Annotated in this window: 12 protein-coding genes; 9 read left to right on the top strand and 3 right to left on the bottom strand. The window is 71.2% G+C overall.

Going from position 1 to position 18,519, the window contains the following annotated elements; genetic code table 11:
* Window positions 1-1,285 precede the first annotated feature (1,285 nt).
* Entirely contained in the window at window positions 1,286-1,474 is a 189-nt protein-coding gene (locus ABT297_RS28295) for a hypothetical protein (protein ID WP_350555025.1), read from the top strand.
* Between the two features lie 1,265 nt (window positions 1,475-2,739).
* Here ABT297_RS28295 and ABT297_RS28285 read toward each other — a convergent pair.
* A complete protein-coding gene (locus ABT297_RS28285) occupies window positions 2,740-3,204 on the bottom strand; it encodes an HAAS signaling domain-containing protein (protein ID WP_350555023.1) in 465 nt (154 codons plus the stop codon).
* Window positions 3,201-3,542 carry a PadR family transcriptional regulator gene (locus ABT297_RS28280; protein ID WP_350555021.1) on the bottom strand — a complete coding sequence of 114 codons (342 nt, stop codon included), beginning with the start codon at window positions 3,540-3,542 and terminating at the stop codon, window positions 3,201-3,203. Before ABT297_RS28280 ends, ABT297_RS28285 begins: the two co-directional genes overlap by 4 nt.
* A gap of 75 nt (window positions 3,543-3,617) precedes the next feature.
* Here ABT297_RS28280 and ABT297_RS28275 point away from each other — a divergent pair, with 75 nt between their 5' ends.
* From ABT297_RS28275 to ABT297_RS28240, 8 genes are all read left to right on the top strand, one after another.
* On the top strand, window positions 3,618-4,067 hold the full coding sequence (locus ABT297_RS28275) for a MarR family winged helix-turn-helix transcriptional regulator (RefSeq protein ID WP_350555019.1): 450 nt from the start codon (window positions 3,618-3,620) through the stop codon (window positions 4,065-4,067).
* 83 nt (window positions 4,068-4,150) lie between these two features.
* Entirely contained in the window at window positions 4,151-9,895 is a 5,745-nt protein-coding gene (pulA, locus tag ABT297_RS28270; protein WP_350555017.1) for a pullulanase-type alpha-1,6-glucosidase, read from the top strand.
* A 60-nt stretch (window positions 9,896-9,955) separates the two neighbouring features.
* On the top strand, window positions 9,956-10,174 hold the full coding sequence (locus ABT297_RS28265; protein ID WP_350555015.1) for a hypothetical protein: 219 nt from the start codon (window positions 9,956-9,958) through the stop codon (window positions 10,172-10,174).
* A gap of 103 nt (window positions 10,175-10,277) precedes the next feature.
* The gene (locus ABT297_RS28260; protein ID WP_350555013.1) at window positions 10,278-10,697 is read left to right on the top strand and encodes a hypothetical protein; all 420 of its coding nucleotides are present in this window, start codon (window positions 10,278-10,280) and stop codon (window positions 10,695-10,697) included.
* A 161-nt stretch (window positions 10,698-10,858) separates the two neighbouring features.
* Window positions 10,859-13,597, top strand: coding sequence for a sensor histidine kinase (locus tag ABT297_RS28255; RefSeq protein WP_350555011.1), 2,739 nt, complete (start codon window positions 10,859-10,861; stop codon window positions 13,595-13,597).
* On the top strand, window positions 13,597-14,007 hold the full coding sequence (locus ABT297_RS28250) for a roadblock/LC7 domain-containing protein (RefSeq protein ID WP_350555009.1): 411 nt from the start codon (window positions 13,597-13,599) through the stop codon (window positions 14,005-14,007). The genes ABT297_RS28255 and ABT297_RS28250 overlap by 1 nt, the downstream gene beginning before the upstream one ends.
* Window positions 14,008-14,009: 2 nt before the next feature.
* The gene (locus tag ABT297_RS28245; protein ID WP_350555007.1) at window positions 14,010-14,984 is read left to right on the top strand and encodes a TAXI family TRAP transporter solute-binding subunit; all 975 of its coding nucleotides are present in this window, start codon (window positions 14,010-14,012) and stop codon (window positions 14,982-14,984) included.
* A gap of 71 nt (window positions 14,985-15,055) precedes the next feature.
* Window positions 15,056-16,024 (top strand): threonine ammonia-lyase, encoded by a 969-nt coding sequence (locus ABT297_RS28240; RefSeq protein ID WP_350555005.1) that lies wholly within the window; start codon window positions 15,056-15,058, stop codon window positions 16,022-16,024.
* A 300-nt stretch (window positions 16,025-16,324) separates the two neighbouring features.
* Here the strand turns inward: ABT297_RS28240 and ABT297_RS28235 are convergent, their stop codons facing one another.
* Window positions 16,325-18,403 carry a S9 family peptidase gene (locus ABT297_RS28235; RefSeq protein ID WP_350555003.1) on the bottom strand — a complete coding sequence of 693 codons (2,079 nt, stop codon included), beginning with the start codon at window positions 18,401-18,403 and terminating at the stop codon, window positions 16,325-16,327.
* Window positions 18,404-18,519: the final 116 nt, after the last annotated feature.

Raw genomic sequence — 18,519 nt, 5'->3', positions numbered from 1 at the left:
GCCTGACCGGCCGCGCCTGACCGGCCGCGCCTGACCGGCCGCGCCTGACCGGCCGCGCCTGACCGGCCGCGCCTGACCGGCCGCGCCTGACCGGCTCGGTCCCGCCCGGGGTCGGTGGGGCCGGTGGCGGGTGCGGGCCTGGGCCGTCGCCGCTGTAGGCCTGCGCACTGGCCAACAGCGTGCCGTCCGAGTCGCGGCGCGAGGCGGAAGGTGTCGGAGCGTGTGAGGCGAATGGGTGCGGCAAACCCGCGCCGCGGTCGCTGCGTCGCGATCACAGCGCTGCGGCGGTTCGGTGGCGAACGCGGTCCTGCGGGGCGGCGCCGCGCTCAAAGCCGGCTAGTAACTAGCTCCTCCCGGGTCATGGTCTCGATGTGCTGACCGAACGCCAGGTCGATGCCGTTGAGCGTGACCACGACCCGTTCGACCGCTACCCCACACCGCCTCGTCCGCACACGGATCCAGGCTCGCGATCTCCTGCTCGCGCGGCGGACGCTGCTACCGACGTCACGCCGCGTGAGGGCGCGCAATGCGGCATGAGCGTGCACCATTTGCCCATTATGGACCGCCGTTCGGGGCGGCGGTTTCGGTCGGGTTCTGGGAGAATCATATGCATGGGGCAGCTGGGATTTTTTTCAAGGGCGGAGTTGGCTGCCATGCGTGACCCAACCAGGTCACGTCGTTATTCTCCGGCGAATGAGCAGTTCCGCCGGGAGCATGCACGGCATCGGGAATGGGGCCTGGCCAGACGTCACGCCGAGAAACTCCGCCGTCTCCGCGGTGACACCCCGCCGGCGGTCAGCGACCAGCGGGACGGATCGGTGCAGGGGCCGGTGCCGCCCTCGCAGCCTCCGCCAGTCACGCCGTCTGAACAGGCGCAACGTCCCGCGAGCAGCACCGCAGCAAGCGACTGCGATCCCGCGCTGCGCCAGGTGAGCGGCGACGGGCGGCCCGGTCTTGGCCCGAAGCGTCGTCGCGTATCCATGCCACAGCTGCGCCGGCCCGCCGGCCCGGCAACGCATCGAATGATTGGCGGAAATACGCGGCCACCGGTGCATCGCGACCGTCTTTCGACAATGCCGCGCACGGCCGATCGGAATTTCCGCCGAATGCTCAGCAAGGCGGGAACAAGCAACCGCTGTACTTGTGGACCGCCGCCGATTCCCGAATGTCTCGACAACGGCGATGGCCCGCGCAAGGCGGACAGCGGAATGAGTGCGCGTCCTGTGCGGGAATGCCGGACTGGGCCTGGGTTCCGTGGTCGGCGCGGTCGGGTAGAAAGTGCGTCGTGTTCGAACGGTTCATTGCCGAGGCGCGGCAGGTGGTGGCGCTTGTGCCGTACGACGACGTCGTCGCCGGCCGGCCGGTCGGCAACACCGCGGGTATCTGGACGCCGCCCCAGCCACCCGAGTCGGCCGAAACCGCGAGCACCCAAGGTGGGCACCTGCTGCTGAAGGGCGCCGTACCGGTTCGATGAGGTGGCGCGAGCGGTCCTGACGCAGTCATCGCATGTCGCGGTGGCCGAGGCGGCCGCGCACATCGGCACCGAGCACCAGCTCGCCGCGTTCGTCGGAGCGGGTCGCCGGACGTCGTGGCGGGGCTCGGCGCGCGGGGTGCGACGGCCGAAACCGTCGATGCGCTGCTCGCCCGGCTGGCCGGAGGGATGGGCACTGAAGGGCCGCCCGAGGAGCCGCGGGCCGCCGAGGGGTCAGGGCTCGACCCTGAGCTACACGCGTCTGACGGTCGACGCGCGCTGTCGTTCGGGAAGGTGCCGCGCTGGGCCGGGCCGCCGGATGCGCCAACGTGACGCCGGTCGACCTGGCCACGGCGCTCGCTCTGTACGGCAGCGGCAACGTGGTCCGGGTGTGGACCGCGCCGTCGGTACCGCCGCCCGGGGCCAGCCGCGCCGATCGAGGATGTGGCCTCGCTGGCCGGGCCGACCGAGCGGGGTGCTCGCGGCGGCCGCGGTGATCGCGCGGGAGGACGGTTCGGCGCAGGTGGGCACCGAGCACTTGCTTGTGGCGCTGATCCGGCACGGCCACCCCGAGGTCGTGACGCTCGCTGGCCGAGCGGGGCGGCACCGCCGAGGCCGCCGACGCCTTGCTCGCCGAGTTGACCGGCGATCTCGGTGTCGAGACGCCGCCGGAGCCCGTCCCGGGCCTACCGTCCGCGGCTGGTGGCCCGCGCCGCGCCCGGTATCGGGGCGGCGGGCGATCGTCGCGCTGGTCACCCGCGACCCCGGGCAGCTCGCGGCGGCATGGGCGCGGACACTGCTCACGGTCCTCGTGATCGTGGTGGTGTGCTTCCTAGGCCCCGTCTTCGGCCCCGTGATCAGGCCAGGCGCAGGCCTCACCCGGCTCAACCGAACCGGTGATCCGGTCCCACGACAAACGATTTGCTGCTATCGCCGGCCCTCGTCATCACCGAGCCGCCGCGCCCGAACAAAATTCCGCCACCCCGACAGCCTGAGCCCCGCCCAGCCCGGCCAACGTCCCGGTCACAGCGCTTGCCCGGCACTCACAGACCCCGAGCGGGTCTTTGCGGGCGGCGGGCTGCCTTTACGCAGCAAGCCAGACCCGGCGCGCAAGGGCCCCGCCCGCAGACTCCGCGGGCAAGGTCGGAGCAGGCAAGGCGGCCGCGTGAGCAGGCCGGTGGGCGCTGCGGTTCGGGGGCGACCGGTGCGAAAGCGGGCCGGGGCGCCGGGGCCGACGCGACGCGCGGTGCGAGAGCCCCGGTCGCGCGTCAGGAGGGTGTGGGGACCGGCGGAGGGGACGGAGTCGGTGCGACGGAGTCCGAACTCGTCGGGACCGTCGCCTCCGGGGTGCCGCCGCTCGACACGCTGAAGAACATCAGGCCCAGCAGGCCCGCCAGCACGCACATCGTGGCCACCGCGGCGATCGTCACCGCCACCCAGATCAGGGCGGCCGAGCGCTTCTTCGGCTCGATGAGGATCGGGGGCGACGCGGGCAGGGGTGGCTCCGCGTCGACCATCGCCTCCGCGGCCACCTCCTCCGGGTCGCCGAGAAGCTCCAGGATCGAGCGGACCTCGACCTCGGTCTCCTGGTCCGGGGAAAGTTCTGCCCGCTTGGCGGCGATGTGCTCGCTCAGGTCGGCGAGCAGTTCCGCGCGCCGATTGGCGGGGACGCCGGCCAAGGCCTGCTCGACGGCGCGAAGATAGTCGTTGACCAGGTCATCGTAGGTGTTCATGCCGCCCTCGTTCCGACAATTCGGTCAACTGTGTCGCGGAAAGCCGTCCACTCCTCGCGGAAATGGCGCAGCGCCTGGTGGCCGTGCTGGGTGAGCGCGTAGTAGCGCCGCGGCGGGCCGTTCGGGGACTCGCGCCACGTCGTCTCGACCCAGCCGGCCCGGCGCAGGCGCGCCAGCAGCGGGTACAGCGTCCCCTCGCTGGTGGTCAGGGTGCGCTCGGCGCCCAGGCGCCGGACGAGCTCCACCCCATACTGCTCGCCCTGCTCCATCAGGGCGAGCACACAGAACTCCAATGTGCCGCGGCGCAGGGCCGTGGACAGCGAGCCGGGTGTATCCATGTCTGGCATAGTACCTTGCGGCGCAAGGTACTAACAACGGCCGGATTTGTTTCCGAACGTGCAAAAATACGGGGCATGACCCGCTGGCTCGACGAGGAAGAGCAGGCCGCCTGGCGCGCCTTCTACAGCGCGACCACGCTCCTGATCGACCGGCTCGACCGGGAACTTCAGCACGACGCGGGGATGCCACACGCCTACTACGAGATCCTCGTCGTCTTGTCGGAGTCGGAGGGCCGGTCGCTGCGCATGAGCGAGCTCGCCCTGCAGACCCGCTCCTCGCGCAGCCGCCTCTCTCACGCCGTGACCAAACTCGAGGCGCGCGGGTGGGTGCGTCGACGCGACTGTGACGACGACAAGCGCGGCCAGTTCGCCGACCTGACCGACCAGGGCTTCGCGGCGCTGGTCGCGGCGGCCCCCGGGCACGTCGAGACGGTCCGCACCCACCTGTTCGACCCGCTGACGCCCGAGCAGATCGACCAGCTGAAGCAGATCAGCCAGGCGATCTCCGAAACCCTGAAAACGTAGAAGTCAAGCCTTGTAACGATCTTTGTCGGTCGATACGGTGCCAGCCTCGCCAGAGACCTCGTTGTCCTCGAGGAGGCCCCGCCATGCCCTCCGCCAGATCCGTCACATCGACCAAGATCGCGCTTGGCATCCTGACCGCCCTCGCCGTGTTCACCGCGGCGCCGGGTGAAAACCCGCGGACGCCGGACGTCCCGCAGCGGCCGACCGGCTACTCCGAGGGCGTGCCCGAGTGGGTCAAAGAGCCGTCGGTCGCCAGCATCCTCGACGGGCCGCGGCCGCAGCACGCCGAGCAGTTCTACTTCGTGCTCGCCGACCGTTTCGCCGACGGCGACCCCACCAACAATACCGGCGGGCTGTCCGGCAACCGGCTGAGCACCGGCTACGACCCTACCGACAAGGGGTTCTACCACGGCGGTGATCTCAAGGGCGTCATCGACAAGCTCGACTACATCCAGGGCCTCGGCACGACCGCGATCTGGCTGGCGCCGGTGTTCAAGAACCGGCCGGTGCAGGGCAGCGGCAACGACATCTCGGCCGGCTACCACGGGTACTGGATCACCGACTTCACGCAGATCGACCCGCACTTCGGCACCAGGGACGACCTCAAGCGGCTGACGAAGCTGGCGCACCAGCGCGGGATCAAGATCTACCTCGACGTCATCACGAACCACACCGCGGACGTCATCCGGTACGCGCAGAACCAGTACTCGTACCGCAGCAAGGCCGACTATCCGTACAAGGACGCGAACGGCAACAAGTTCGACGACCGCGACTACGCCGACGGTACCCGCGGATTCCCGCCGGTCAACGCGCAGTCGTTCCCCTACACGCCGGTGTTCGCCAGCGAGGCGGACAAGAAGGTCAAGCAGCCGGCGTGGCTGAACGACCCCACGATGTACCACAACCGCGGCGACTCCACGTTCAGCGGCGAGAACGCCGAGTACGGCGACTTCTTCGGCCTCGACGACCTGTGGACCGAACGGCCCGAGGTCGTCCAGGGCATGACGAAGATCTACTCGGACTGGGTCAAGGACAGCGACATCGACGGATACCGCATCGACACGGCCAGGCACGTCGACATGCAGTTCTGGCCGCAGTTCACGCAAGGCGTGCAGGCCGCCGCCGACAAGGCGAAGAAGCCCGGCTTCTTCATGTTCGGCGAGGTGTACGACGCGAACCCGGCCTTCGACTCGACGTACGTGCGCAAGGGGCGCCTGCCGGCCACCCTGGACTTCCCGTTCCAGCAGGCGGCCGCCGACTTCGTCGCGCGGGGCGGATCGGGCCAGGAGCTCGCCGACCTGTACGCCCAGGACGACCTGTACACGTCCGCCGGCACCAGCGCGCAGTACCTGCCGACGTTCCTCGGCAACCACGACATGGGCCGCATCGGCTACTTCGTGGCCGCCGGCGGCACCGACCCGGCCACCCACCTGCGCCGCGACGAGCTCGGCCACGAGCTGATGTTCCTGACCCGCGGCCAGCCGGTCGTGTACTCCGGCGACGAGCAGGGCTTCACCGGCTCCGGCGGGGACAAGGACGCGCGGCAGGACATGTTCGCCAGCCGTACGGCCGACTACCTCGACGACGATCTGCTCGGCACCGACAGCACGCACGCCGTCTCCCACTACGACACGAGTCACCCGATCTACCGCACCATCGCGAGCCTCGCGCGGCTGCGCGCGAAGAACCCCGCGCTGCGCCAGGGCGTCCAGATCACGCGGTACGCCGACCAGAATGTCTTCGCGTTCTCGCGCATCGACCCCGACCAGCGCGTCGAATACGTCGTGGCGAGCAACAACGGGGCCGGCACGAAGACGATCACGGTCCCGACGTATATGGCGACCACGACGTTCGACCAGATCTACCCGTCGTCCGGGCCCATCGCCGCGACCGCCGGCGACGGCTCGCTGCAGCTGAGCATCCCGCCGCTGACCACCGTGGTCCTCAAGGCGCGCGGCGCGATCAAGCGGGCGGCGGCCCGCCCGGCGATCTCGTTGCGGGTCGACCCGGCCCCGGCCACGACCGCCGAGGTGCGCGCGAACGTCACCGGAGACCCGCTGTCCACCGTCACCTTCGCGGCCCGGGTCGGCAACGGCGCCTGGAAACTGCTCGGCACCGACCACGCCGGCCCGTACGCCGCCTACCACGATCTCGACGGGCTCGCGGCCGGCACGAAGCTCGAGTACAAGGCGGTGGTCCGGGACGGATCCGGGCGTACGGCCGAAGCAAAGATCGAAACGAGGGTCGGCACGCCGCCGAGCGCCGCGCCCGTGGACTACGCCATCGTGCACTACCAGCGCCCGGCCGGCGACTACAGCGACTGGGGCCTGTACGCCTGGGGCGACATCCAGGAGCCGATGAGCTGGCCCGCCGGTGCGCCGTTCGCCGGCGAGGACTCGTACGGACGCTTCGCATGGGTCAAGCTGAAGCCGGGGGCCGCGAACGTCGGCTTCCTGGTGGTGGACGCGAACGGCGTGAAGGACGTCGCCGCGGACCGCTCCCTCGACCCGACGAAGCATCCGGAGATCTGGCTCAAACAAGGAGACGCGACCATCTATACCTCCCAGGCAGCCGCCACCGGCAGCGTTTCTGTCCACTATGGACGGCCGGACGGCGACTACACCGGCTGGGGTCTGCACCTTTGGGGAGACGGCCTTGCCCCCGGCAGCGCGACCGACTGGGCGAGCCCCCGCCCGCCGGACGGCGTCGACGATTTCGGCGCGTACTGGCACGTGCCGGTGAGCGACCCCGCGAAGCCGGTGAACTTCATCGCGCACAAGGGCGACGTCAAGGACCCCGGCCCGGATCAGTCGGTCCTGCCCCGCACCCAGGGCGAGGCGTGGATCCGCTCCGGGGAGGCGGCCGTGCACCCGACGCGGGCCGCGGCCGAGCACACCGCCGTGCTGCACTATCGCCGCCCCGGCGGCGACTACGACGGCTGGGGCCTGCATGTGTGGACCGGCGCCGCGACCGGCACGGACTGGGGCAGCCCGCTGATGCCGTCGGGCACGGACGCGTTCGGCGTGAGATTCACCGTGCCGCTGGCCGGCAACGCACCGCTGCTCAACTACATCATGCACAAGGGCGACACCAAGGACCTGCCGACCGACCAGACGCTCGACCTGGTCACCATCGGCCATGAGGTGTGGATCCTGTCGGGCCAGGAGAAGTACCTGCTGCCGATCCCGGCCCAGGGCACGCCGGACACCGATGTGAACAAGGCGAAGGCGGTCTGGATCGACCGCGGCACCGTGGCGTGGCGCGCCGGCCCGACCGACGGGCACAGCTACGAACTGTGGTCCGCGCCCGCCGGCGGGCTTCAGGTCGTCGACGGCCAGGTCGTGGGCAACGGCACGAAGCTCGCGATGAGCGCCGTCCCGGGCGGCCTGACCGAGGCGCAGCGGGCGAAGTTCCCGCACCTGTGGGCGTACCGGACGTTCCGTCTCGACGGCGACCGCGCGGCGCTCACCGCGGCCCTGCGCGGGCAGGTCGTGGCGGTCGAGCGGGACGCCTCCGGGCAGGTCACCGAGGCGACCGGGGTACAGCTGGCCGGCGCGCTCGACGACCTCTACAGCGCGGCGCTGAGCGCGAAGCTCGGCCCCGCGTTCGACGGTCAGCGCCCCACGATCAGCGTCTGGGCGCCCACCGCGCAGCAACTCACCCTGGAGCTCTACCAGGACATCGCCAAGAACCCGGACGTCGTGGCGATGACCCGCGACGACCGCACGGGCGTCTGGAGCGTCACCGGCGACAAGTCCTGGAAGGGCCGCTTCTACAAGTTCCGCGTCACCGCCTATCAGCCCGCCGTCCGCGCCGTCACCACGGCCAGCGTCACGGACCCCTACAGCGTGTCGCTGTCGGCCAACGGCACGCACAGCCAGATCGCCGACCTGTCCGACCCGGGGCTGCGCCCGTCCGGCTGGAGCGACCTGCGCAAGCCGCCGGTCCCGTCGCGACCGCAGATCCAGGAGCTGTCGGTGCGCGACTTCTCGATCGCCGACACCACGGTGCCGGCCGAGCAGCGCGGCACCTACCTGGCCTTCACCCAGTCCGGGTCGGCCGGCATGCGGCACCTGCGGCAGCTGGCGCAGGCCGGCACCTCCTACGTGCACCTGCTGCCGGTCTTCGACGTCGCCACGATCCCCGAGGTGCGCTCCGACCAGGCACAGCCGCCGTGCGACCTGGCCGCGCTGCCGCCGGACTCGTCGCAGCAGCAGGCGTGCGTCGCGCAGGTGGCCGACCGTGACGGGTACAACTGGGGATACGACCCGTTCCACTACAACGCGCCCGAGGGCTCGTACGCGACCGATCCGCAGGGCACCCCGCGGATCACGCAGTTCCGGCAGATGGTCGCCGGGCTCAACAACGCCGGCCTGCGCGTGGTGATGGACGTCGTCTACAACCACACCACCGCGGCCGGCACCGACCAGTACTCGGTGCTCGACCAGATCGTGCCCGGGTACTACCAGCGCCTGCTGGACGACGGCACCGTGGCCAACTCCACCTGCTGCGCCAACACCGCGCCCGAGAACGCGATGATGGGCAAGCTCGTCGTCGACTCGATCGTGCAGTGGGCCAAGCAGTACAAGGTCGACGGCTTCCGCTTCGACCTGATGGGGCACCACCCGAAGGCCAACATCCTGGCCGTGCGGGCCGCCCTGGACCAGCTCACGGCGCCCAGAGACGGGGTCGACGGCAAGAAGATCCTGCTGTACGGCGAGGGCTGGAACTTCGGCGAGGTGGCCGACAACGCCCGGTTCGTGCAGGCCACGCAGGCCAACATGGCCGGCACCGGCGTCGCGACGTTCAACGACCGGCTCCGTGACGCCGTGCGCGGCGGCGCGCCGTTCGACGGCAACCCGCGCGTCCAGGGCTTCGCCACGGGCCTGTACACCGACCCCAACGGCGACCCGGCCAACGGCACCGCCGCCGAGCAGCGGGCCCGGCTGCTGCACTACCAGGACCTGATCCAGGTGGGGCTGACCGGCAACCTGGCCGCGTACGAGTTCACCGACTCCGCCGGGCACCGGGTCACCGGCGCGCAGGTGGACTACAACGGCTCACCGGCCGGCTACACGCGCTCGCCGAGCGAGGCGGTGACGTACGTCGACGCGCACGACAACGAGATCCTGTACGACGCGATGGCGTACAAGCTGCCCGCCGGCACGACCGCCGATCAGCGCGCCCGGCTGCAGGTCCTGGCGCTGTCCACGACGGTGTTCGGGCAGGGCGCCGGGTTCGTCACCGCGGGCTCGGACCGGCTGCGCTCGAAGTCCCTGGACCGCAACTCGTTCAACTCCGGCGACTGGTTCAACCAGATCCGGTGGGACTGTGCCGACGGCAACGGCTTCGGCGCCGGACTGCCGCCGGCCGCCGACAACCGGGACAAGTGGCAGTACGCCCAGCCGCTGCTGGCCGACCCGGCGCTGGTGCCGGACTGCGCCGCGATCGACCTGGCCTCGGCGCGCTTCCAGGAGCTGCTGAGCATCCGGGCCAGTTCGCCGGTGTTCGCGCTGAGCAGCGCGGCACAGGTCCAGCAGCGGCTGAGCTTCCCGCTCGCCGGCGCGCAGGTCACCCCCGGCGTCATCACCATGGTGCTCGACGCGCGCGGGCTGGACGGGCGCTTGAAGTCCGTGGTGGTCGTGTTCAACGCGGGCGCCACGGCCACGACGCAGACGGTCGCGTCGTACCGCGGGGCGCACATGGCGCTACACCCCGTCCAGGCCGCCTCGGTGGACCCGGTGGCCCGGCAGTCCACATTCGACACCACCCACGGATCGTTCACAGTTCCAGCACGCACGGTAGCGGTCTTCGTCCAGGCCGCTTGAGTCCTCGTTCGGATCGCTGCGGAGGCGTGAGGGCGGCGCGACCGGGGTAACCACCCCTGCATGAGTCGATACCGCAACCGCGTCATGAAGGCGACGGCCGCCATGTGGCTGCTCGTCCTGCTCGTCGACGTCGGCTGGGTGGCGACCTCGCGCGCCGCCCTGACCGCCGCCACGGTCCTGGTCGTCTGTGTGGTCATCTCCGCCGCGCTGCTCGGCAGGTTCGTGCGGAGCCTCCCCGAGCGCGAGCCGGTGCCGGTCCGGGTCGATCGGCGCCGCTGATCGGGCAAAGCCGGGCTTAAGGATTTCGGTAGAACCTCAGCAAAGGCGGACTTAATAGTCGCAAAAGGCTCAAGCCGGCCCCGCCGATGCCGTTGGGACCGGCGTGAAGCCGCTCCTGATCGCGCTGCTGATCGGCGGCCTCGCGCCCGGTGCCGCACCCGGCCCGACGCCGCCGCCCAGCCCGCCGCTGCCCGGCCCGCCACCGATCATGGAGCCGCTGGGTCCTCCGCCGACGCTGCCCGGGATTACCGCGACGCCGGCCGGGCCGAGCGCGATTTCGCCGCTGGCGACGCTGCCGGAGCCCTCCGGCCGGCCCCTCTCGGCATCCGCGGCGGCCCCTGGGGCGCCGTCCGCGGGTGCGTCCGCGTCCGTGCCGGGTCCGGAGGCCGGCGGGCCCTCGGTCAGCCCCTCGCCGACCGCCCGAGCGTCACTCGGTGCCGGGTCGTGGATCGGCCTCGGCGTCGTAATAGTGCTCGTCGGGGCGGCCGTATGGGTCTACGCGCGACGGCGGCGTCACACATAGTCAGAATGACTCGGCCGTTCGGCTAAGGACTCTTTAGGGATCTGACCTCTTCCAGTAGCGTGCCTGATCGTGTTCCGTAGTGGATCCGATGACGTCTCTTCGTTAGAGCGCTCTCGCAGACACTCTCCGTTCTGGAGTCGCTACTGTTAGGAGGCTAGGCGTTGGCAGGCAGCGGCCCCTCCCGCGCCCCCGTGCCGCGTCACGGCGCCGGCTCCGGCGGCCGGACGCGCCGGGCTGCGGGCACCGACACGTCGGTGGCCGGGCACCGCCGCAGTGGTGGCCCCCGCCCCAGCCGTCTGCGCTCCGTGCGCACCCAGCTGCTGGCGCCGATCGTCATCGCGATGGTCGGCCTCGTCGTCCTCGCCACCATTCAGACGACCGGCGCCGTCTCCGCGGCCCAGGACGCCGGCAACGCCCGCGCCCTGACGCTCACCGCGGGCGGCGCCGTCCTCTTCGTGCACGAGCTCGAGCGCGAACTCGCCGAGACCATGGCGGCCGGCCAGCGCAGCGGCAAGCCCGTCTCGCCGCTCGTCGCCGCCCAGCGTGCCCGCACCGACGACGCCGCGGCGCGGTTCTTCACCGACGCCGCCAAGGCCGTCGACGCGGTGCCCGCCCTCGCCACGCCCGTGCGCGTCGCCCGCAACAACTTCGCGCAGCTGCCGTTCACCCGGCAGTCCGTCGACAAGGGCACCGCCACGATGGTGATCGTCGTCGACATCGTCTACGGCGGGCTCTCCGACGCCCTGCTGGCCGTCGCCGACTCCGTTCCGGGCCAGATCGAGAACATCGAGCTGGCCAACACGGCCCGCGCGCTGGCCGCCACGGCCGCGATGGAGCATTACTCGTCGGTCGAGCGCGACCTGCTGCGCACCGTCTTCGGCCGCGGCAACCTGCAGCCGGGCGACCTCGGCAGCCTCTCGCAGGTCCAGGGCGCGCGGGCGCAGCGTATGGCGCAGTTCCGGCGGGTGGCCACGCCGGAGCAGCTCGCGCTGTACGCGGCGCAGGTGCGCGGCATCGACGTCAACACCGCCGACAGCATGAGCGCCGCGGCCCGCAACGCCGAGCGCGACGCGTCCGGCGTGAAGAACGACCCCGATGCCTGGTTCGTGGCGCAGAGCGGTGTGATCCGCCGGGTCAACGTCGTCAGCGTCGAGCTGGTCGACGAGCTCGACGCCCGCGCCGAGCAGATCGCCGTCAACGCTGTGCGGCAGGCCTGGGCCACCGGCGTCGGCGCCGCCCTGCTGGGCCTGGCCGCCCTGGCGATCGCGATCGTGCTCGCGGTGCGCACCGCCCGCCGGCTCAACCTGCTGCGCGGCGCGGCCCTGCAGGTGGCCCGCCGTGACCTGCCCGACGCGATCAACTCGGTCATCGCCGGCTCGGCCGCGCCCGCGCCGTCGGTGATGGAGGGCGGCCAGACCGCGGCCGTGGTCACCCGCGGCATCGCGGCCCTCAACGACGAGGTCGGCCAGGTGGCCGAGGCGTTCGGCACGGTGCACCGCACCGCCCTACGCCTGGCCGGCGAGCAGGCCGAGCTGCGCGTCGACGTGGCCCGGATGGCCGAGGTGCTGGCCCGCCGCATCCGCACCCTCATCACCCGCCAGCTGCGCCTGCTCGACGAGTTCGAGCGCGACGAGACCGACCCGGACATCCTGGCCCGGCTCTTCGCCCTCGACCACCTCGCCGCCCGCCTGCGCCGCAACGGGGAGAACCTGCTGGTCCTCTCCGGCGGCGAGCCCGGCCGCCCGCAGACCTCGGCCGTGCAGCTCGGCGCCGTCATCTCGGCCGCCGCGTCGGAGATCGAGGACTTCGTCCGGGTCGAGTTCGAGCCCGCCGACCTGGCCATCGCCGGCCCGGTCGTCGGCGACCTCGTGCACCTGCTCGCCGAGCTGCTGGAAAACGCCACGGCCTTCTCGCCGCCGACCGAGCCGGTCGTCGTCGACGCGCGGCCGACCATCGAGGGCGCGCTGATCCGCGTCCACGACCGCGGTATCGGCATCGTCCCGGCCCGCCTCGCCGAGATCAACTCGCGACTGGCCGTGCCGAGCGTGCTGAGCAGTGCCGCGGCCGGCACCATGGGCCTGCACGTGGTCTCCCACCTCGCCGCCAGGCACGGCATCCGGGTGCAGTTGCACAGCACCGGCAGCGGCACCGTCGCGTATGTCGCGCTGCCGCACCGGCTGCTGGAGCAGATCAGCGCGTTGCCGGCGGGCCGGGGCGCGCCCGTGGAGACGATCCCGGCGGTGCAGGTGCCGTCCCGGCCGGTGCAGGTCCCCTCGACGGTCGGCGCGCCGATCGGCCGCACCCAGACCCAGACCCAGCCCCAGGTGCCGCAGCAGCGCCGGCCCGAGCCGGCCATCCAGCCCGCCGCCGCGCAGGGGAGCGGTGCCGCGCCCACCGGCACGGCGCCCTGGTTCCGCCCGTACCTGAGCAGCACCGGCAACAGCGCCGGTTCCGGGTTCGCCTCCGGTGGATCGGCCGGTGGCTCCAGATCTCCCGCGAGCGGCGGCTGGACCCCGCCTCCCGCGCCCCAGACGGTCCAGCCGGGCGGCCACACCCCGCCGCGCGGTGTGGCCAAGGTGGCCGCCGTCGCCCCGCTGCCGGCCGATCGGCCCGCGTCGCCGCAAAACAGCGCTCAACCCACCTGGGGACCCCCCGGCACGTGGCCGCCACGGCCCGGGGACCCGTCCAGCGCCGGAGGTGGCTCCATGTCGGAGCAAGAACATCTTCCTCGCCGTCGTCCCGGCGCACAGCTTGTGCCGGAAACCATCGAAGCACGTGCCGATTCCCGCGGCGCGCCGGTCGACCCGGAGCTGATCCGGTCGCGACTGTCCGCGTTCGCCGAGGGCGTCTCGGCCGCCGCACGACGTAACAGCACAGCCCCAGGACAAGAGGTTTCATGATGTCTCAGCAACCGCACGGCGCCGGGCAGCTCGACTGGCTGATGGTGAGCTTCGCGCGGCAGGTCCCCGACGTGGCGCACGCCATCACCGTCTCCGGCGACGGGCTGCGTCTGGCCGCCTCCGCCGACCTGCCAGTTGATCAGGCCGATCACCTCGCCGCGGTGATCAGCGGGCTGGCGAGCCTGGTCTTCGGCGCCGCCCGCGTCATGCAGGCCGGCAACGTGCGTCAGACCATCGTCGACATGGACGGTGGCGTCATGATCGTCATGTCCGTCGGTGACCGGGCCCTGCTGGGTGTCCTGGCCGCGCCGGGCTGCGACCTGGGCCAGGTCGGCTACGAGACCGCCATGCTGGTCCACCGCGTCGCCGATGCCCTCGACCCGCTCCCGCGCGACGCGCTGTCCAGGTGACGATGCGCTCGAAGGTCAGGAACCTGGCGCTGGTGCTGGCGGCGGCGCTGGTGCTCGCCGCCTGCTCCAGCCTGCCTCAGCGCCCCGGCGCCGGGCTCTGGCACAGCGGCCGGCTGTTCATCGCCACCGGCAACAGCACCGGCGTGTATTACTCGATCGGCGGCGGCTACGCCGACCTGATCTCCAAACACCTGCCCGGTTACGAGGCCCGCGCCGAGCCGACCGGCGCGTCCGGGGAGAACGTCCAGCGCGTCGCGGGCGGCGACATGGACATCGCGCTGACCCTGGCCGACGTCGCCGCCGACGCCTACGCCGGCAAGGGTCCGTTCGAGGGCGAGCCGCAGAAGATCGTCACGCTGGCCCGGGTGTACAAGAGCTATATCCACCTCGTCGTGCGCAAGTCCGCCAACATCAACAAGTTTTCCGATCTGCACGGCAAGCGCGTCTCCACCGGCTCGGTGGGCTCCGGCGTGGACATCGTGGCCGGCCGGGTCCTCTCGGCCGGTGGCCTCAACCCCGACGCCGACATCGTCCGCCAGCGCCTCTCGCTGCCCGAGACGACCAAGGGCATGCAGAACGGCACCACCGACGCCTTCTTCTTCACCGGCGGCCTCCCCACGCCGGGCATCAGCGACCTGATCCACAGCTCGCCGGGCGGCTTCATCCTGCTCCCGCTCAACTCGCTGCTGCAGCCGCTGACGAATCGCTACGGCGCGGTCTACGGCGGCGCGAAGATCCCGAAGGCGGCGTATGACACCCCCACCGACATCGACACGATCGCCATCGGCAACCTCATCGTCGTCTCGCCCGACATGCCCGATCAGCTCGCCCACGACCTGACCAAGATCCTGTTCGAGTACCAGTCCGAACTCGGCAAAGTGCACCCCGAGGGGAACAACTACGACAAGGTCACCGCGCCGCAGACCGATCCGATACCGCTGCATCCCGGCGCGGCCCGCTACTACCGCGGTGGCTAGTGCGGCGCCCGCGTTATGGATCTCTCATTCGGCGTCGGCGCAGGGAGCAGACCAGCTCAGGTGATGTCAGGATGAGCGATGTGACCGCCACCAAGCAAAGCCTCGTTCGCCTGGACGACATCCGAGACGCGGCCGCGCGTGTCTCGGGTCTCGTGGTGCGCACCCCGCTGCTACCCAGCCCGTGGGCCGAGGACCTGTGGCTCAAACCCGAGAGCCTGCAGCCGATCGGCGCCTTCAAGCTCCGCGGCGCCACCAACGCGCTGCACCGCCTCGACCTGGAACACCGCCGCGCGGGCGTGGTGACCCATTCGTCGGGCAACCACGGCCAGGCCCTCGCCTACGCGGGCCGGGCGCTGGGCGTGCCGGTAACCGTGGTCATGCCCGACGTCTCCACCCCGCTGAAGATCGAGGCGACCCGTGGCTACGGCGCCGAGGTCATCCTGGTGCCCCAGTCGCAGCGCGAGGTGGTGGCGAAGCAGCTGATGGCCGAGCGCGGGCTGACGCTGATCCCGCCGTACGACCACCCCGACATCATCGCCGGGCAGGGCACCGTCGGCCTGGAGATCTTCGAGGACCTCTCCAGCGTCGACGTGGTCGTGGTGCCGGTCGGCGGGGGCGGGCTCTCCTCCGGTGTCGCGACCGCGGTCAAGTCGCTCGCCCCGCACGTCGCCGTGATCGGCGTGGAGCCGGCGCTCGCCGCCGACGCGGCCGAGAGCCTCGCCGCCGGCATGGTCCGGGTGTGGCCCGAGGAGCGGATGCTCAGCACCATCGCCGACGGGCTGCGCACCGCGCTGTCCGAGCTGACGCTGGCACACCTGTCGACCTACCTCGACGCCATCGTGACCGTGAGCGAGGAGGAGATCCTCGAAACGGTCCGCACGCTCGCCCGCAAGGCCCGGCTGATCGTCGAGCCCAGCGGTGCGGTCGCCACCGCGGCGGTGCTGCACCACCGCGACGAGCTGCCCGCCGGGCGCACCGTCGCGGTGATCAGCGGTGGCAACATCGCGCCTGAGCTGGCGGCCCGCCTCTTCGGGGCCTGAGGCACTTTATCCACAGCCTGTGGGTAATGCCTGTGTGGATAGGGACCGTCACGCCCTGCCCCGGGCGGTTATCCACAGGCCGTCGGCGCGTTGTCCACAGGCAGGCGCGGCCGCCTGTGGACAACGCTGTGGATAGCTAGCGCCTGTTTCATGGCTGGGGTGGGAGCGAGGCGGAGTCCAGATTTCGTCTGGTGGTGGCCCGCGGGAGCCAGGCTACCGATGTTGTAACCGGGCTTGCGTGGGACGCCGCCAGGCGGAATCTGGGCCCGCCGCAGCCCCGCCTCAGTCATGAAATAGGCGCTAGGCCTTGCCGACCCGGTCGAGCAGCCAGGCCGTGATGAAGGCTTCCTCGCGCCAGGCGTCGTAGCGCCCGCTCGGCCCGCCGTGCCCGGCGCCCATCTCGGTCTTGAGCAGCACGGGCGACGACGGCGAGACCGCGCGCAACCGGGCCACCCACTTCGCCGGCTCGTGGAAGAGCACCCGCGTGTCGTTGATGCTGGTCACCGCGAGGATCGCCGGATACGGCACGGCGGTGAGGTTCTCATACGGGGTGTACGACTTCATGTAGACGTACACCTCCGGGTCCTCGAGCGGGTTGCCCCACTCCTCCCACTCGGTGACCGTCAGCGGCAGCGACGGGTCGAGGATCGTGTTGAGCGCGTCGACGAACGGCACCTGCGCCACGATCCCGCCGAACGCCGCCGGCGCCAGGTTGGCCACCGCGCCCATCAGCAGGCCACCGGCCGAGCCGCCACGGGCCACCAGTCGCTCCGCCGCGGTCCAGCCGGCCTTGACCAGGTGCTCGGCGCAGGCGATGAAGTCGGTGAACGTGTTCTTCTTGGCCAGCAGCTTGCCCTCGTCATACCAGCGCCGGCCCATCTCGCCGCCGCCGCGGATGTGCGCGATCGCGAAGACCACGCCGCGGTCCAGCAGCGACAGGCGCGGGATTGAGAACCACGGGTCCATCGACGACTCGTACGAACCGTAGCCGTAGAGCACCGCGGGCGCCGAGCCGTCCCGCGGGGTGCCGGCCCTGGCCACGATCGAGATCGGCACCCGGGTGCCGTCGTCGGCGATCGCCCACTCGCGGTGCTGCTCGTAGCGGGACGCGTCGAAGTCGCCGAGCACCGGCTTCTGCTTGCGCAGCGTGAGCTCGCCGCTGTCCAGGTTGCAGTCGTACACCGAGTCGGGCGTCACCATCGACACGTAGTGCAGGCGGAACGACGTGGTGTCGTACTCCAGGTTGGCCTCGGGGCCGACGGAGTACAGGGGCTCGGGGAAGGCGATGTCATACGGCGCGGCACCGTGCAGCGGCACCACCCGCAGGCCGGTCAGCCCGTCGCGGCGCAGCGAGACGACCAGGTGCCCGGAGAACGCGTCGACCCCCAGCAGCCGGGTGCCCGGCCGGTGCTCGATCAGCGTGGTCCAGTCGCCGGGGTTGTCGACCGAGGTGTACGACAGCGCGAAGTCCTCGGCGCCGTCGTTGTGCAGGATCAGGAACCGGTGCCCGTGGTGCTCGACCGAGTACTCGACGCCCTGCCGGCGCGGCGCGATCGAGCGCGGCGCGGTGGCGGGCGCGTCGGCCGGGATCACCAGCACCTCGCTGGTGAGCTTGCTGTTGATGTCGATGAGCAGGAACCGCTCCGAGCGGGTCAGCTCCACGCCGACCCAGAACCGCTCGTCGGGCTCCTCGTGCACGATCACGTCGTCGGCGGCCGGCGCGCCGATCGTGTGCCGCCACACGCGGTAGGGCCGCCACGCCTCGTCGACCGTGACGTAGAACAGCGTCGAGCCGTCCGCCGGCCAGGCCGACCCGTAGAAGACGTCCTCGATGACGTCGGGCAGCACCTCGCCCGTGCGCAGGTCCTTGACCCGCAGCGTGAAGCGCTCGTCGCCGGAGAAGTCGGTGCTGTACGCCAGCAGGTTTCCGTCGACGCTGAGGTCGAACGTGCCGAGGGCGAAGAACTCGGAGTCCCCGGCCAGTTCGTTGCCGTCGAGCAGGATCTCCTCGCCCGGCAGCGCGTCGCCGTCACCGATCTCCGGCGGTGCGGCCCGCCCGGCCTCGGCCGCGACGCGGCAGTGGATGCCGTACTGCTTACCGGCCTCCGTGCGCGTGTAGTACCAGTAGCCGCCCTTGCGGGTCGGCACCGAGAGGTCGGTCTCTTTCGTCCGCGTCTTGATCTCGCCGAACAGGGTCTCGCGCAGCGACTCGAGATGGGCCGTGGCCGCTGTGGTGAACGCGTTTTCGGCCTCCAGATAGGCGACCGTGTCCGGATCGTCCTTGTTCTGGAGCCAGAAGTACTCGTCGACCACGGTGTCGCCGTGGTGGACCCGCTCGTGCGGGACCCGCTTCGCGGCGGGCGGCTGCTCGGTTGTCACACGTCCAGACGTTACCCTCATCGGGACGCAACCACGCGCGTCGTTCGGTCGTCTGTCCATCAGGAGAGAGCGACGCCGGTACCGTCATGTCTCGTAGTTCGGGCGAGACCACGGAG

Origin of the sequence: Dactylosporangium sp. NPDC000555 (assembly GCF_040300025.1) — a bacterium.
GTDB lineage: Bacteria > Actinomycetota > Actinomycetes > Mycobacteriales > Micromonosporaceae > Dactylosporangium.
The sequence above is the reverse complement of the archived record's forward strand: the minus strand, read 5'-3'. Positions and strand labels throughout refer to the sequence as shown.

Excerpts from the sequence above, each read along its gene's own strand:
- ABT297_RS28250 (WP_350555009.1), top strand. The coding sequence starts at position 13,597 with ATGTCTCAGCAACCGCACGGCGCCGGGCAGCTCGACTGGCTGATGGTG.
- ABT297_RS28240 (WP_350555005.1), top strand. The coding sequence starts at position 15,056 with ATGAGCGATGTGACCGCCACCAAGCAAAGCCTCGTTCGCCTGGACGAC.
- ABT297_RS28285 (WP_350555023.1), bottom strand. The coding sequence starts at position 3,204 with ATGAACACCTACGATGACCTGGTCAACGACTATCTTCGCGCCGTCGAG.
- ABT297_RS28280 (WP_350555021.1), bottom strand. The coding sequence starts at position 3,542 with ATGGATACACCCGGCTCGCTGTCCACGGCCCTGCGCCGCGGCACATTG.
- pulA (WP_350555017.1), top strand. The coding sequence starts at position 4,151 with ATGCCCTCCGCCAGATCCGTCACATCGACCAAGATCGCGCTTGGCATC.
- ABT297_RS28275 (WP_350555019.1), top strand. The coding sequence starts at position 3,618 with ATGACCCGCTGGCTCGACGAGGAAGAGCAGGCCGCCTGGCGCGCCTTC.
- ABT297_RS28245 (WP_350555007.1), top strand. The coding sequence starts at position 14,010 with ATGCGCTCGAAGGTCAGGAACCTGGCGCTGGTGCTGGCGGCGGCGCTG.
- ABT297_RS28265 (WP_350555015.1), top strand. The coding sequence starts at position 9,956 with ATGAGTCGATACCGCAACCGCGTCATGAAGGCGACGGCCGCCATGTGG.